This is a genomic window from Streptomyces sp. TSRI0281, assembly GCF_001905125.1.
In the GTDB taxonomy this organism is placed as follows: Bacteria; Actinomycetota; Actinomycetes; order Streptomycetales; family Streptomycetaceae; genus Streptomyces.
Map to the genome: position 1 here is coordinate 11,483 of NZ_LWLE01000013.1, position 14,988 is coordinate 26,470.

At 71.1% G+C, this 14,988-nt stretch carries 10 protein-coding genes; 7 read left to right on the forward strand and 3 right to left on the reverse strand.

Annotation, left to right across the window (positions count from 1 at the left end; all coding sequences use genetic code 11):
* Window positions 1-204 precede the first annotated feature (204 nt).
* The 7 genes from A6A29_RS20715 (at window position 205) to A6A29_RS20745 (ending at window position 8,354) form a co-directional block, all read left to right on the forward strand.
* A complete protein-coding gene (locus A6A29_RS20715) occupies window positions 205-2,997 on the forward strand; it encodes a DNA translocase FtsK (RefSeq protein ID WP_073722011.1) in 2,793 nt (930 codons plus the stop codon).
* Window positions 2,998-3,310: 313 nt separating this feature from the next.
* On the forward strand, window positions 3,311-4,111 hold the full coding sequence (locus A6A29_RS20720; RefSeq protein WP_073721845.1) for a helix-turn-helix domain-containing protein: 801 nt from the start codon (window positions 3,311-3,313) through the stop codon (window positions 4,109-4,111).
* A gap of 220 nt (window positions 4,112-4,331) precedes the next feature.
* Window positions 4,332-5,810 carry a 30S ribosomal protein S12 methylthiotransferase RimO gene (gene rimO, locus A6A29_RS20725; RefSeq protein WP_073721847.1) on the forward strand — a complete coding sequence of 493 codons (1,479 nt, stop codon included), beginning with the start codon at window positions 4,332-4,334 and terminating at the stop codon, window positions 5,808-5,810.
* Window positions 5,807-6,628 (forward strand): CDP-diacylglycerol--glycerol-3-phosphate 3-phosphatidyltransferase, encoded by an 822-nt coding sequence (gene pgsA, locus A6A29_RS20730; protein ID WP_073721849.1) that lies wholly within the window; start codon window positions 5,807-5,809, stop codon window positions 6,626-6,628. Before rimO ends, pgsA begins: the two co-directional genes overlap by 4 nt.
* The gene (locus A6A29_RS20735; protein ID WP_073721851.1) at window positions 6,625-7,134 is read left to right on the forward strand and encodes a CinA family protein; all 510 of its coding nucleotides are present in this window, start codon (window positions 6,625-6,627) and stop codon (window positions 7,132-7,134) included. Before pgsA ends, A6A29_RS20735 begins: the two co-directional genes overlap by 4 nt.
* A 109-nt stretch (window positions 7,135-7,243) precedes the next feature.
* Window positions 7,244-7,627, forward strand: a complete 384-nt coding sequence (locus tag A6A29_RS20740; RefSeq protein ID WP_073721853.1) for a helix-turn-helix domain-containing protein — start codon at window positions 7,244-7,246, stop codon at window positions 7,625-7,627.
* A 400-nt stretch (window positions 7,628-8,027) separates the two neighbouring features.
* Window positions 8,028-8,354, forward strand: coding sequence for a hypothetical protein (locus tag A6A29_RS20745; RefSeq protein WP_073721855.1), 327 nt, complete (start codon window positions 8,028-8,030; stop codon window positions 8,352-8,354).
* A gap of 126 nt (window positions 8,355-8,480) precedes the next feature.
* On the opposite strand, the gene A6A29_RS20750 is transcribed toward A6A29_RS20745, so the two are convergent.
* The 3 genes from A6A29_RS20750 to A6A29_RS20760 all read right to left on the reverse strand — a co-directional run bounded on the left by A6A29_RS20750 (window position 8,481) and on the right by A6A29_RS20760 (window position 14,897).
* Entirely contained in the window at window positions 8,481-9,245 is a 765-nt protein-coding gene (locus A6A29_RS20750) for an SDR family NAD(P)-dependent oxidoreductase (protein ID WP_073722013.1), read from the reverse strand.
* Window positions 9,246-9,281: 36 nt separating this feature from the next.
* The gene (locus tag A6A29_RS20755) at window positions 9,282-10,094 is read right to left on the reverse strand and encodes an Fpg/Nei family DNA glycosylase (RefSeq protein WP_073721857.1); all 813 of its coding nucleotides are present in this window, start codon (window positions 10,092-10,094) and stop codon (window positions 9,282-9,284) included.
* Between the two features lie 93 nt (window positions 10,095-10,187).
* The gene (locus A6A29_RS20760; RefSeq protein ID WP_073721858.1) at window positions 10,188-14,897 is read right to left on the reverse strand and encodes an Lhr family helicase; all 4,710 of its coding nucleotides are present in this window, start codon (window positions 14,895-14,897) and stop codon (window positions 10,188-10,190) included.
* Between the last annotated feature and the right edge of the window lie 91 nt (window positions 14,898-14,988).

The following is a 14,988-nucleotide window of genomic DNA, read 5'->3' on the forward strand; positions in this document are numbered from 1 at the left end:
CGGCGGCCCTTGCGGGGGATCCCTCGCGGGGGATCTGTCAGGGGCATTCGCCGCTTCCCGTCCGGGATGCCGGGTGCTTCCGCGCTGCCCGGCGGCGCCTGCGGAGTGAGTGTGCGTCAGTTTCGCGCCCCGGTAAGGCGACACGGTCGGGTGAACCAGTAGGCACGCGTGTTCACCGGCGTCGACAACGGTAACCTCGGACCCATGGCCTCACGTACGTCCGGCAAGGGTTCCCAGGGCACGGCGGGCACCGGGAAGCGCGTCGGCCGTACCCCGGGGCCGGCGAAGAAAGCCGCGCCCGCCAAGAAGTCCGTGCCGAACAAGCCCCCGGCGAAGAAGTCCGCGCCCACGAAGAAGGCTCCCGCCAAGAAGGCGGCGGCCAAGAAGCCCGTGCCCAAGCCCGCCCCGTCTCCCACCGGGGGCGTGGTGTGGATCCTGCGCACCGTGTGGCTCGGTGCCGCGCACGGCGTCGGCGCGCTGTTCCGCTCGATAGGGCGTGGTGCGAAGGGCCTCGACCCCGCGCACCGCAAGGACGGCCTCGCGCTGCTCCTCCTCGGCCTGGCGCTGATCGTGGCCGCGGGCACCTGGTCGAATCTGCGCGGACCGGTGGGCGATCTCGTTCAGATGCTGGTGACCGGAGCGTTCGGCCGGCTGGATCTGCTCGTCCCGATACTGCTGGGCGCCATCGCCGTACGGCTGATCCTCTATCCGGAGAAGCCGGAGGCCAACGGCCGGATCGTCATCGGGCTCTCCGCCCTCGTCATCGGCATCCTCGGACAGGTCCACATCGCCTGTGGAGCGCCGGGGCGCGAGGACGGCACCGAGGCGATGCAGGACGCGGGCGGTCTGATCGGCTGGGCCGCCTCCAAACCGCTCATCTTCACGATGGGTGAGGTCCTCGCCGTACCGCTGCTGCTGCTGCTCACCGTCTTCGGGCTTCTCGTGGTCACGGCCACCCCCGTCAACGCCATTCCTCAGCGGCTGCGGATGCTCGGCGTCAAGCTGGGCATCGTCGACCCGGTGTACGAGCCCGGCGCGGACGACAGCGACGACGACCGCTACGACGAGCAGTGGCGCGAGGCGCTCCCCGACCGCTCGCGCCGCGGCTCCGCGCGCCGTTCGGAGGCGGACGGGGAGTACGACCCGGACGACGCCGAGTCGGAAGCGCTCTCCCGGCGCAGGCGGCCGCGCAGGCCGTCCGTACAGCCCGCGATGAACCGGCCCATGGACGCCGTGGATGTCGCGGCCGCCGCCGCGGCGGCGCTCGACGGAGCGGTGCTCAACGGAATGCCGCCCTCGCCGATCGTCGCCGACCTGACCCAGGGCGTCTCCGCGGACCGGGAGCGGACGGGGACACCCGTACCCGGCGCCCGGGAGGCGGAGAAGAGCGGTGCCGGGGCGAAGGGCCGGGGCACCGAGAGGACGGGGTCGCCCTCCGGCGGCGTACCCGATCTGACGAAGCCCGCTCCGGAGCACTCCCAGCCGCTGCCCGCCCGCGCCGAGCAGCTCCAGCTCTCCGGCGACATCACGTATGCGCTGCCCTCGCTCGACCTGCTGGAGCGCGGCGGGCCGGGGAAGACCCGCAGCGCCGCCAACGACGTGGTCGTCGCCTCGCTGACGAACGTGTTCACGGAGTTCAAGGTCGACGCGGCCGTCACCGGCTTCACCCGCGGCCCGACGGTCACGCGGTACGAGGTCGAGCTCGGCCCGGCCGTGAAGGTCGAGCGGATCACCGCGCTCACCAAGAACATCGCGTACGCCGTCGCCAGCCCGGACGTCCGGATCATCTCCCCGATCCCCGGTAAGTCCGCGGTCGGCATCGAGATCCCGAACTCCGACCGCGAGATGGTCAACCTCGGTGACGTACTGCGTCTCGCGGACGCGGCGGAGGACGACCACCCGATGCTCGTGGCGCTCGGCAAGAACGTCGAGGGCGGCTACGAGATGGCCAACCTCGCGAAGATGCCGCACGTCCTGGTAGCCGGTGCGACCGGATCCGGCAAGTCCTCCTGCATCAACTGCCTCATCACCTCGGTCATGGTGCGGGCGACGCCGGACGACGTCCGGATGGTCCTGGTCGACCCCAAGCGGGTCGAGCTCACGGCGTACGAGGGCATCCCGCACCTGATCACGCCCATCATCACCAACCCGAAGAAGGCCGCCGAGGCCCTGCAGTGGGTCGTGCGGGAGATGGACCTGCGCTACGACGACCTCGCGGCGTACGGGTACCGGCACATCGACGACTTCAACCAGGCCGTGCGCAACGGCAAGGCCAAGGCGCCCGAGGGCAGCGAGCGGGAGCTGTCGCCGTACCCGTATCTGCTGGTCATCGTCGACGAGCTCGCCGACCTCATGATGGTCGCCCCGCGTGACGTCGAGGACTCCATCGTCCGCATCACCCAGCTGGCCCGCGCCGCCGGTATCCATCTGGTGCTCGCCACCCAGCGGCCCTCGGTCGACGTGGTGACCGGTCTGATCAAGGCCAATGTGCCCTCGCGGCTGGCCTTCGCGACCTCCTCCCTCGCCGACAGCCGCGTCATCCTCGACCAGCCGGGGGCCGAAAAGCTCATCGGGAAGGGTGACGGACTGTTCCTGCCGATGGGGGCGAACAAGCCCACCCGTATGCAGGGCGCCTTCGTCACCGAGGACGAGGTCGCGGCCGTCGTCCAGCACTGCAAGGACCAGATGGCCCCGGTCTTCCGCGAGGACGTCGTGGTCGGAACGAAGCAGAAGAAGGAGATCGACGAGGACATCGGCGACGACCTGGATCTGCTCTGCCAGGCCGCTGAGCTGGTCGTCTCCACGCAATTCGGGTCGACCTCGATGCTCCAGCGAAAGCTCCGGGTCGGCTTCGCCAAGGCCGGCCGGCTGATGGACCTGATGGAGTCCCGCAACATCGTCGGACCCAGCGAGGGGTCCAAGGCGCGCGATGTGATGGTGAAACCGGACGAGCTCGACGGGGTGTTGGCGGTAATCCGGGGGGAAACTGCTCCGTAGAGGTTCTGTGGGCAACCGTTTCGGCCGGTCGTACGTCAAGTTGAGGGAGGGACAGCGGATGCTTCTCCTACAGCGGTTTCCGCTGGTTCGGCCCGATCCTCCGCTCCGCCCGTCGCTTCATCCCCCGCTCCGCCCGTTGCTCAGTCGAACGATCAGTTCCGTGCTCCGCCTCCCGCTCCGTCCGCGGAGCTGTCGGCGGGGCTGTCCGGCGAACCCGATGGCGTACAAAGTCGTCGCTCCCGGTTGCCCCACCCTTTCGTACCCCCCCTAGACTGAACATCCAGCAGGTGGCTCACGCTCGAAAGGCGCCCCCGTGTCCATCGGCAACTCCCCCGAAGACGACCGGCCTTCGATCGGTCGCGTGCTTCAGCAGGCTCGTATCGCCGCAGGTCTGACGGTCGAGGAAGTCAGCAGCTCCACCCGGGTGCGCATCCCCATCGTGCACGCGATCGAGCAGGACGACTTCTCGCGCTGTGGCGGCGACGTCTATGCGCGCGGCCACATCCGTACGCTCGCCCGTGCCGTCGGTATCGACCCGGAACCCCTGGTCGAGCAGTACGACGCCGAACATGGCGGCCGTCCTGCGCCCACCCCGGCGGCACCGCTGTTCGAGGCGGAACGCATCCGTTCCGAACCCCGACGGCCCAACTGGACCGCGGCCATGGTCGCGGCCATCGTCGCCGTGGTCGGCTTCGTCGGCTTCACGCTCTTCAACGGCTACGACGAACCCGCGAACACCGCTCAGGTGGCCGAGGGCTCGACCCCCGACAAGGCCACCGCCAAACCGGCCGCCAGCAAGCCGGCCGACCCCAAGCCCGTGCCCTCCGAGAGTGCCATCGCCGCGGCCCCCAGGGACAAGGTGACGGTCAAGCTCAGCGCGACCCAGGGCAAGAGCTGGATCTCCGCCAAGGACCACAACGGCCGCCTGCTCTTCGACGGCCTTCTGCTCCAGGACGAGTCCAAGACCTTCCAGGACAAGGAGCGCATCGACCTCGTCCTCGGCGACGCCGGGGCGATCGAGCTCTTCGTGAACGGCAAGAAGGTCGAGGACCAGTTCGAGCCGGGTCAGGTCGAGCGGCTCTCGTACACGAAGGGCGACCCCGAGGTCGGCTGACCGTCGGCCCGGCGCCCGGGTGCTCCCGGGGCCTTCGGGCCCCGCGGGTTCCGTGGTGTCGTGGGGTTCCCGGTTCTCCGCTTTCTCGATCCGCTTCTCGGTTCTCGATCCGCTTGGATGGGCGCCCGGCACCCCTGCCGGGCGCCCATTCTCTGTTACTCCCTGTAGCAGGTAACCCTGCACGGCAGGGGGCGTGCCGCGACGAAGTAGTCTTGAGTCCATGCCCGAACGCCGTACCGTCGCCCTTGTCACTCTCGGCTGCGCCCGTAACGAGGTGGACTCGGAGGAGCTTGCAGGCCGCTTGGCAGCGGACGGCTGGGAGCTCGTCGAGGACGCCTCCGACGCCGATGTCGCCGTCGTCAACACCTGCGGGTTCGTCGAAGCCGCCAAGAAGGACTCCGTCGACGCCCTGCTCGAAGCCAATGATCTGAAGGATCACGGCAAGACCCAGGCCGTGGTCGCCGTCGGCTGCATGGCCGAGCGCTATGGCAAGGATCTCGCCGAGGCCCTGCCGGAGGCGGACGGAGTCCTCGGATTCGACGACTACGCCGATATCTCCGACCGGCTCCAGACCATCCTCAACGGTGGCATCCACGCCTCGCACACCCCGCGCGACCGGCGCAAGCTCCTGCCGATCAGCCCCGCCGAGCGGCAGGACGCCGCGGTCGCCCTGCCGGGCCACGCGCAGGAGGCCGCTCCCGCCCCCGAGGACCTTCCGGACGGCGTGGCACCGGTCTCCGGTCCGCGGGCACCCCTGCGGCGGCGACTGGGCACCAGCCCGGTCGCCTCGGTGAAGCTCGCCTCCGGCTGCGACCGCCGCTGCTCCTTCTGCGCCATCCCGTCCTTCCGCGGCTCCTTCATCTCGCGGCGTCCCTCGGACGTCCTGGGGGAGACCCGCTGGCTGGCCGAGCAGGGGGTCAAGGAGGTCATGCTGGTCTCCGAGAACAACACCTCGTACGGCAAGGACCTCGGCGACATCCGCCTCCTGGAGACGCTGCTGCCGGAGCTCGCGGACGTCGAGGGGATCGAGCGGATCCGGGTCAGCTATCTCCAGCCCGCCGAGATGCGCCCCGGGCTGATCGACGTCCTCACCTCGACGCCGAAGGTCGCCCCGTACTTCGACCTCTCCTTCCAGCACTCCGCCCCCGGCGTGCTCAGGGCGATGCGCAGGTTCGGCGACACGGACCGTTTCCTGGAACTCCTGGACACCATCCGTAACAAGGCTCCGCAGGCCGGTGCCCGCTCCAACTTCATCGTGGGCTTCCCCGGCGAGACCGAGGCCGACCTCGCCGAGCTGGAACGCTTCCTCACCGGAGCGCGGCTGGACGCCATCGGCGTCTTCGGCTACTCCGACGAGGAGGGCACCGAAGCGGTCGGTTACGAGAACAAGCTGGACGCCGATGTCATCGCGGAGCGGCTGGCGCACATCTCGCAGCTGGCCGAGGAGCTGACTTCGCAGCGGGCCGAGGAGCGGCTCGGCGAGACCCTCCAGGTTCTCGTGGAGTCCGTCGAGTCCGAGGAGGACGGCCCGGTCGCGGTGGGCCGCGCGGCGCACCAGGCCCCCGAAACGGATGGACAGGTGGTCTTCACCACACGCGAGGGGCTCGTGCCTGGCCGTATGGTCGAGGCAAAGGTGGTGGGCACCGAGGGCGTGGACCTGGTGGCCGAACACCATGAGCTTGCGGAGGTGGCCAGATGACCGGAGTCCCGGCATCCGCGGCAGGCGGCACCGGCGCGAAGCCGGTCCGCGGCGGCAAGCTGGGCACTGCGGCCGTCAACCAGGCCAGCCTCTGGAACATCGCCAATATCCTCACGATGCTGCGGCTGCTGCTCGTCCCCGGCTTCGTCATGCTGCTCCTGCACAACGGTGGTGACGACCCGGTCTGGCGAGCTTTCGCCTGGGCGGCGTTCGCCGTGGCCATGATCACCGATGTGTTCGACGGGCATCTGGCGCGTACGTACAACCTCGTCACGGACTTCGGGAAGATCGCCGACCCGATCGCCGACAAGGCGATCATGGGTGCGGCGCTGATCTGCCTCTCCTCGCTCGGTGATCTTCCGTGGTGGATCACCGGTGTGATTCTCGCCCGTGAGCTGGGGATCACGCTGATGCGGTTCTGGGTGATCAGGCACGCGGTGATCCCGGCCAGCCGTGGCGGGAAGATAAAGACGCTCACGCAGGGCGTCGCGGCCGGCATGTATGTGCTGGCGCTGACCGGTCCCCTGGCCACCTTGCGCTTCTGGGTGATGATGGCCGCCGTCGTGCTGACGGTCGCGACCGGGCTCGACTACGTACGCCAGGCCGTCGTCCTGCGCCGCAGGGGAGTCGCTGCCGAGCGTGCCGCAGGGGCCGGGGCCGATGCCTCCGGTGGGGCGGGTGCCGCAGACGTTGCGGACGCCTCCGGTGGGGTGAGTGCGGTGGACGTCCCCGGCGCGGGTGGGGCGGACGTCTCGGGTGGGGCGAGGAATGCGCGCACCACCGCCGATGCGCGTGGTGGCGCGGAGGCCGAACGGTGACAGTTGCGGCCCGCGTACTGCGTCGGCTGGTGGAGCGCGGTGAGACGCTTGCCGTCGCCGAATCGCTGACCGGCGGTCTCGTCGCTGCGGAGCTCACCTCCGTACCCGGAGCCTCGCAGTCCTTCCGAGGGGCCGTGACGGCGTACGCCACGCCCCTGAAGAGGGACGTGCTCGGCGTCGACGGGACCCTTCTGGCGGAGCGCGGGGCGGTCGATCCCGATGTGGCCCGGGGGATGGCGGCCGGGGCGCGGCGGCTCCTGGGAGCGGACTGGGGTGTGTCGACCACCGGCGTCGCGGGCCCCGAGGCGCAGGAAGGCAAGCCCGTCGGAACGGTGTACGTGGCACTTTCGGGGCCGTCCGGCATCGAGAAAGTCACCGCGCTGCGATTGCACGGCGGGCGCGCGGACATCCGTAGAGAGACTGTGCGAAGCGTGCTTGAGCTGCTTTCGAGCGAACTCGGTGAAAATGTAGGGGCACAGGATACGGAACAGAACGGGGGGAATTGATGTTTGCAGCCCTGAGTGAACACGACATCGCTCCCCGCACGGCCGCAGCACAAGGCGGTACGGTAGGGCGTGAAGGATGCGGCTACGCGGTCCGAGGAGGGAGCCACCGATGATTCTGCTCCGTCGCCTGCTTGGTGACGTGCTGCGTCGGCAGCGCCAGCGCCAAGGCCGTACTCTGCGCGAAGTCTCCTCGTCCGCCCGGGTCTCGCTCGGTTATCTCTCCGAGGTGGAGCGGGGGCAGAAGGAGGCATCCTCCGAACTGCTCTCCGCGATTTGCGACGCGCTTGACGTACGGATGTCCGAGCTCATGCGTGAAGTGAGCGATGAGCTGTCCCTGGCTGAGCTGGCCGAGTCGGCAGCGGCCGGCGATCCGGTACCTGTACCGGTACGACCAAGGCTCAATTCCGTCTCTGTGTCGTCGGTGGCAGGTGTGCCGACGGGACGGGTGACCATCAAGGCGCCCGCGGAAGCGGTGGATGTCGTCGCCGCCTGATTTGCGCGGTTCGGTGTGATCGGGAGCCCCGGTCGACCCCTGGAGGGGTCGGCCGGGGCTTTTGCGTGTGAGGGAGCCGGACCGCGGTGGGGTGCGGGGTACGGGCACGGGTAGGTGCGGGGTGGTGCGGCTGCCCGTGTTCTGGTTCGCCGCCTTCATCCGGTTACCTTCATCCGGTCGTTCCGGCCGCTTGCTCTGGATGCAGCGGGGCCGGTGCCAGGGGAAACTGCCGGAAAGGCGCCCCGGTCATCGGGGCCCCCTTTCGAGCGGTGCGCCTGCTGCGGGGAGTGCGGGTTCGTGCCTGGCCGTGCCATGCGCGCCGGTACTGCACCGGTACTGCACCGGTACGCCCTCCCGTCGGGTGAGCGAGCCGGTCTAGCGTCGGCCGGAGGAGGCAGCCATGGTGCGTCGATGGGTGCCGGCGTTCGTCCTCGGCGGGCTGTGGTGGTGGGCGGTGCTCCGGCTGGTGCTGGAGCCGGAGCACGCCGGGCTGGTGGAGGGGGCGGTGGCGGCGGGCGGATGGGGGCTGAGCCTGCTGCCCATCCATGTGGGGGCGGTGGTGCGGCCCGGCAGAGTCCTTTCCGGGGCGGCTGATGCGCCGCCGCAGGAGGGGGCAGGTGGGGCAGGTGGCGGCTCGGGGCGTGCCGGTACGGGGGACGCGGGCAGGGCGGACGACGTCGGCCGTGACACGGCCCGCCGAAGCTCGGAGCGGTGCCGGTGGTGGTAGTCCGGCCGGTGGTGCCGGTGGCGCGGTGTTGGTGGCAGCCGGGCCGGTGGTGGTGGCGGTGGGCCGGTCGGTGGTGGCGGGCCGGTCGGTCGGTGGCGGGCCGGCCGGTGGCGTCGGCCGTGTGGTCTACCAGGGCATGGCGACGCCACCGTTCGGGCGGAGGATCTGACCGGTCGTGAAGGACGACGCGTCCGACGCGAGATGCAGCACGGTGTGCGCGACGTCCTGGGGCTCGCCGACCCGGCCGAGCGGGGAGATCCGCACCATCGCGGCCTCTGCCCGATGCTGCTGGTCCGCGTCGTGGCGGTCGGTCATCGGCGTGCGGATCCAGCCGGGAGCGACGGCGTTCACGCGAATGGAGTGGGGACCGAGCTCCGTGGCGAGAGTCCTCGTCAGCTGGACGACGGCCGCCTTCGCGGCGCTGTAGCAGAGCAGGCCCGGACTCGCGGCGTCCACCGCGCCCGAGGCCATGGTGATCAGTGAACCGGGGGCGGAACGCGCGATCATGCCGCGGGCCACCTCCTGGCAGGCGTACAGGACGCCCTTGAAGTTGACCGACATGACGCGGTCCAGATCCTCGTCGGCCGTCTCCAGGACGCTGCTCGTGTGCATGATTCCGGCGACGGCGACCAGGATGTCGAGGGCTCCCGCTTCGGTCACGGCGCCGTTGATCTGGCTACGGTCCGTTACGTCGAGACGATGGGCGCGGGCCGTGCCCCCGAACGCGGTGATCAGATCACAGGTCTCCGACAGGCCCTCCTCATCGCGGTCCGCGCAGTGAATCGTGGCCCCCGCCTCGGCGAGCAGGACCGCACTTGCCCGGCCGATGCCGCTCGCGGCGCCGGTGACGAACGCGGACCGGCCGGTGAGGTCGTACGCGGTGAGGGGCATGACCGGACCGTACGACTGGATCTGACGATGCGTCAACTACTGGGTGGGGCCCGATTGGCAGCGTGGGCACCAGTAGACGGGGCGGCCGTTCCGCTCGGCGACGCGGATGGGTGTGCCGCAGCGCAGGCAGGGGCGCTGCGCCCGGCCGTAGACATGGAGGCGGTCATGGGCGTGGGCCCGGGTGAGGGCCGCGGTGGTACTGAAGTTGGTGGTGGTGCGGTTGGGGCGGTCACGGTTGGCTTCGAGGAGTCGTTTGGCGGTGGCCACCAGACGGGCCGCGGTGGTGTCCGGAAGCGCGCCCACGGTGGTCCAGGGGGTGAGTCGGGCCAGGAAACAGAGCTCGCACATGTAGACATTGCCGATGCCGGCCAGATTGCGCTGGTCCAGGAGGGCATCGCCGAGCGGGCGGTCCGGGTCGGCGAGCAGGTTACCCAGAGCGGTGTCGGGGTTCCAGTCGGGTCCCAGCAGGTCGGGGCCGAGGTGGCCCACGGCCTTGTCCTCGTCGCGGGTACGCAGAAGTTCGAGCACGGGGAGCCGGTAGCCGACGGCGGTGTGTTCGGTGTTGGCCAGGACGGCGCGGATCTGATGCGTGGGGCCGCCGCGCCAGCGCTCGCCCGGGGCGTAGACGCGCCAGGCGCCGTCCATCCGGAGGTGGCTGTGAAGGGTGAGACCGTCGTCGAGACGGGTGAGGAGGTGCTTGCCGCGCGCGGTGACGTCAAGAACGGTGCGGCCGGTGAGGTCGGCGGTGGCGAATCTCGGAACGCGCAGGTCGGCATGGGTGAGGGCCCGCCCTGCGAGCGCTGTGTGCAGACGCTTGGCGGTCTGCAGGACGGTGTCTCCTTCAGGCATGCCTCCATGATGCGCGGTACGGATGGTGGACGCGGGGGGGCGACCGCGGGACTCGTGGGGCGGTGCAGGCGGTCGGTAGCTGCCTCGGGCCGGTCAGGCGCGCAGGCGCAGCCCTCTCGGGGTGGCGAGGAATCCGGCGGCTTCCAGGGTGCGGCCCAGGGGTGAGGTGAGGGAGGAGGTGCCATTGGTGCGCTCCACCGTGACGGTGCCGAGAGCGCCCGCGCGCGCGGCCGAGGCCAGCGCCTCGGCCGCCGCTCTCAGTGCGGGGGAGTCGGGGTCCGAGGGCCAGGCCAGCAGCGTCTTGCCACCGCGCTCCATGTAGAGCGTCAGCTCACCGTCCACGAGCACCACGAGCGCCCCCGCCTTGCGGCCCGGTTTGTGGCCTGCCCCGTCCGGGGGTTCGGGCCAGGGCAGGGCGGCCCCGTAGGCATTGGCCGGGTCGGCCGCCGCGAGAACCAGGGCGCGGGGCGCGGTCCCCGGGTCCGTACGGTCGCGGGCGGTGGACGCGGCCCGCAGCCGGTCGACGGCTCCGTCCATCGCGAACTGGGCGGCTCCCAGCCCCTCGACGACATAGCCGCGCCGCGCCTGACCGTTGTCCTCGAAGGCGGCGAGGATGCGGTACGTCGCGGAGAAGCCGCCCTCGACGCCTTCCGCCTGCACCGCTCCACGGGTCACCACGCCATGGCGGTCGAGCAGGGTACGGGCGAGGGCGTGGGCGCGGTGGGTCGGCTCCGGTTCGGCCGGGGGCAGCAGGGACCAGCGGCCCGAGACGGTGGGCGGGCCTGTACGGGACGCCGGCCGGGCGGCCGCGGTGAGTGATCCGTAGCGGCCTCGCGGAACGCTGCGTCTGGCCCTGTGGGCGGTCGAGCCCGCCGTGCGTCCCGAGCCCAGGAGCGAGCGCAGCGGGGCGAGGGTGTCGTTGGTGAGGCGCCCGGACCAGGCCAGGTCCCAGAGGGCGTCGGCCAACTGCGGGTCGGTGCAGTCCGGGTGGGTGGTCGCACGGACCTGGTCGGCGATCTGCCGGAAGAAGAGGCCGTAACCGCCGGACAGGACGGTGAGGACCGATTCGTGCAGCGCGGACTGCTCCAGCGGATGCGGTGGCGGCAGCAGCAGGGGCGCGCTGTCCGCCGGATAGAGGGACAGCCAGCCGTCCTTGCCCGGAAGAGCCCCCGCACCGGCCCAGACGACCTCGCCGGTCGTCGTCAGCTCGTCGAGCATCGCGGGGGTGTAGCCCGTGACCCGGCTCGGCAGGATCAGCTTCTCCAGTGCGGATGCGGGAACGGGGGCGCCCTGCAACTGCTCGATGGCGCGGGCCAGTCCGTCGATCCCGCGCAGGCTGTTGCCGCCCAGGTGCTGCCACTGCGGGAGGAAGGCGGCGAGTGCGGCCGGGGGTACCGGCTCCAGCTCGTGGCGGAGCGCGGCGAGCGAACGACGGCGCAGTCGGCGCAGAACGGTCGCGTCGCACCACTCCTGTCCGATGCCCGCCGGATGGAACTCGCCCTGGACGGTCCGGCCCGACGCCGACAGCCGTTGCAGCGCTCCGTCGGTGACGGCGGTGCCGAGCCCGAAGCGCTCGGCGGCCCGGGTCGAGGTGAACGGGCCGTGGGTACGGGCGAAGCGGGCGAGGAGGTCGCCGAGAGGGTCCTTCACCGGTTCGGTGAACGCCTCCGGGACGCCGACGGGAAGGGCGGTCCCCAGGGCGTCGCGCAACCGGCCCGCGTCCTCGATCGCCGCCCAGTGGTCGGCGCCGGCGATGCGGACCTTGATGGCGCGGCGGGCCGACATCAGCTCCGGAGCCCATGGGGGCTGGGCGCCCCGGTCGGCCAACTCGGCTTCGGTGAGCGGGCCGAGGACGCGAAGGAGGTCGGCGACGCCCTCGACGTCCTTGATCTTCCGGTCCTCGGTGAGCCACTGGAGCTCCTGCTCCAGCTCGGTCAGCACATCGGCGTCGAGCAGCTCGCGCAGCTCTGCCTGGCCGAGCAGTTCGGCCAGGAGATGGGAGTCGAGGGAGAGCGCGGCGGCCCGTCGCTCGGCGAGCGGGGAGTCGCCCTCGTACAGGAACTGCGCGACATAGCCGAAGAGGAGCGAGCGGGCGAACGGCGAGGGCTCCGGTGTGGTCACCTCGACCAGCCGGATACGACGCGCTTCCAGGTCGCCCATCAGTTCGGTGAGTCCGGGAACGTCGAAGACATCCTGGAGGCATTCGCGGACCGCTTCGAGAACAATCGGGAACGAACCGAACTCGGACGCGACCTGGAGCAGTTGGGAGGCGCGCTGGCGCTGCTGCCAGAGCGGGGTGCGCTTGCCGGGGCTGCGCCGGGGCAGCAGCAGAGCACGCGCCGCACACTCGCGGAACCGGGAGGCGAACAGTGCCGAGCCGCCCACCTGATCGGTGACGATCTGCTGGATCTCGCCCTTGTCGAACACGACGTCGGCCGCGCCGACCGGGGCCTGCTCGCTGTCGAACGCGCCATCGGGCAGTGCCGGTCCCGGCCCGACCGCGCCGCCCGCCGCGTCCGGGCCCTGGGGGGGATCGAAGTCGAGCAGATCCAGACCCATCAGATCGGCGTCGGGCAGCCGCAGCACGATGCCGTCGTCGGCATGCATGACCTGGGCGTCCATCCCGTACCGCTCACCCAGCCGGGCGGACAGGGCCAGTGCCCAGGGGGCGTGCACCTGGGCACCGAAGGGGGAGTGCACCACGACCCGCCAGTCACCCAGCTCGTCCCGGAACCGCTCGACCAGGATCGTCCGGTCGTCCGGGACATGGCCGCAGGCACGGCGCTGCTCGTCCAGGTACGACAGGATGTTGTCCGCGGCCCAGGCGTCGAGCCCGGCGGCGAGCAGCCGGAGCCGGGCATCCTCCTGCGACAGCCCGCCGATCTCCCGGAGGAACGCGCCCAGCGCGCGGCCGAGCTCCAGCGGACGGCCCAACTGGTCGCCCTTCCAGAACGGCAGCCGTCCCGGAACGCCCGGCGCGGGCGAGACGAGGACCCGGTCGCGGGTGATGTCCTCGATCCGCCAGGACGTGGTGCCCAGCGTGAAGACATCACCGACCCGGGACTCGTAGACCATCTCCTCGTCCAGCTCGCCGACCCGGCCGCCCCCCTTCTTCGGGTCCGCCCCGGCGAGGAAGACGCCGAAGAGCCCGCGGTCGGGAATGGTGCCGCCGGAGGTGACGGCGAGCCGCTGTGCGCCGGGGCGGCCGGTGACCGTTCCGGCGACGCGGTCCCACACCACCCGCGGCCGGAGCTCCGCGAAGGCATCGGACGGATAGCGTCCGGCGAGCATGTCGAGCACGGCGGTGAACGCCGATTCGGGGAGCGAGGCGAACGGGGCCGCCCGGCGGACGAGGGCCAGCAGGTCGTCGGCCTGCCAGGTGTCCAGCGCGACCATGGCGACCAGCTGCTGGGCGAGCACGTCCAGGGGATTGGCCGGGATGCGCAGGGCTTCGATGGCGCCTTGGCGCATCCGCTCGGTGACGACGGCGGCCTGCACCAGATCGCCGCGGTACTTCGGGAAGACGACTCCGGTCGAGACCGCGCCCACCTGGTGCCCGGCCCGGCCCACCCGCTGCAGCCCGGAGGCGACGGACGGCGGTGACTCGACCTGGACCACCAGATCGACCGCGCCCATGTCGATGCCCAGCTCCAGGCTGGAAGTGGCGACGACGGCCGGCAGCCGTCCCGCCTTGAGGTCCTCCTCGACCTGGGCCCGCTGCTCCTTGGAGACCGAGCCGTGGTGCGCGCGGGCGAGCAGCGCGGGGGCGCCCTTCGCCGCGCCGGACTGGGCCATGACCTCCGCGGGGGAGTGGGCTTCCGGCAGGGGCTCCGGGAGGGGTGTGCCGGATCCGTGCTCATCGAACACGGCTCCGGTCGCGCGCTCGTAAGCGATCTCGTTGAGCCGGTTGCAGAGCCGCTCCGCCAGTCGCCGGGAGTTGGCGAAGACGATGGTGGAGCGGTGCGACTGGACGAGATCGGCGATGCGCTCCTCGACATGCGGCCAGATCGACGGCTTCTCCGCCTGGTCGGCACCGCCGTCGGTGGCGGGGGAGCCGCCCAGCTCGCCCAGGTCCTCGACGGGGACGACCACCGACAGGTCGAATTCCTTGGTGGACGGAGGCTGGACGATCTCCACCTTCCGCTGCGGTGACAGGAAGCGCGCCACCTCGTCGACGGGCCGGACCGTCGCGGACAGGCCGATCCGCCGGGCGGGCCTGGGCAGCAGCTCGTCCAGCCGCTCCAGGGAGACGGCGAGATGGGCACCGCGCTTCGTACCGGCGACGGCGTGCACCTCGTCGAGGATCACGGTCTCGATACCCGCGAGGGCGTCCCGGGCCGAGGAGGTGAGCATCAGGAACAGCGACTCGGGTGTGGTGATCAGGATGTCCGGGGGCTTGGTCACCATGGAACGCCGCTCGGCCGGCGGGGTGTCGCCGGACCGGATCCCCACCCGCACCTCTGGCTCGGGCAGTCCGAGCCGCACCGATTCCTGGCGGATACCGGTCAGCGGTGAGCGGAGATTGCGCTCCACATCGACGGCGAGCGCCTTGAGCGGCGACACGTACAGCACACGGCAGCGCTTCTTCGCCTCGGCGGGCGGCGGGACGGCGGCCAGCCGGTCCAGCGAGGCCAGAAACGCGGCGAGGGTCTTGCCGGAGCCGGTCGGCGCGACGACCAGCACATCGCTGCCTTCACCGATGGCGCGCCAGGCGCCCTCCTGCGCGGCCGTCGGCGCGCTGAAGGCACCGGCGAACCAGCTGCGGGTCGCGGGCGAGAACGAATCGAGTGCGGAGCCGACCATGTCCCCATCGTGCACCCCGCCACTGACAACAGCCGGTGACGGCGTGCGTCCATGACGGCCGTCCGGGCGTGCGGAAGGCGGTCCGCACGTG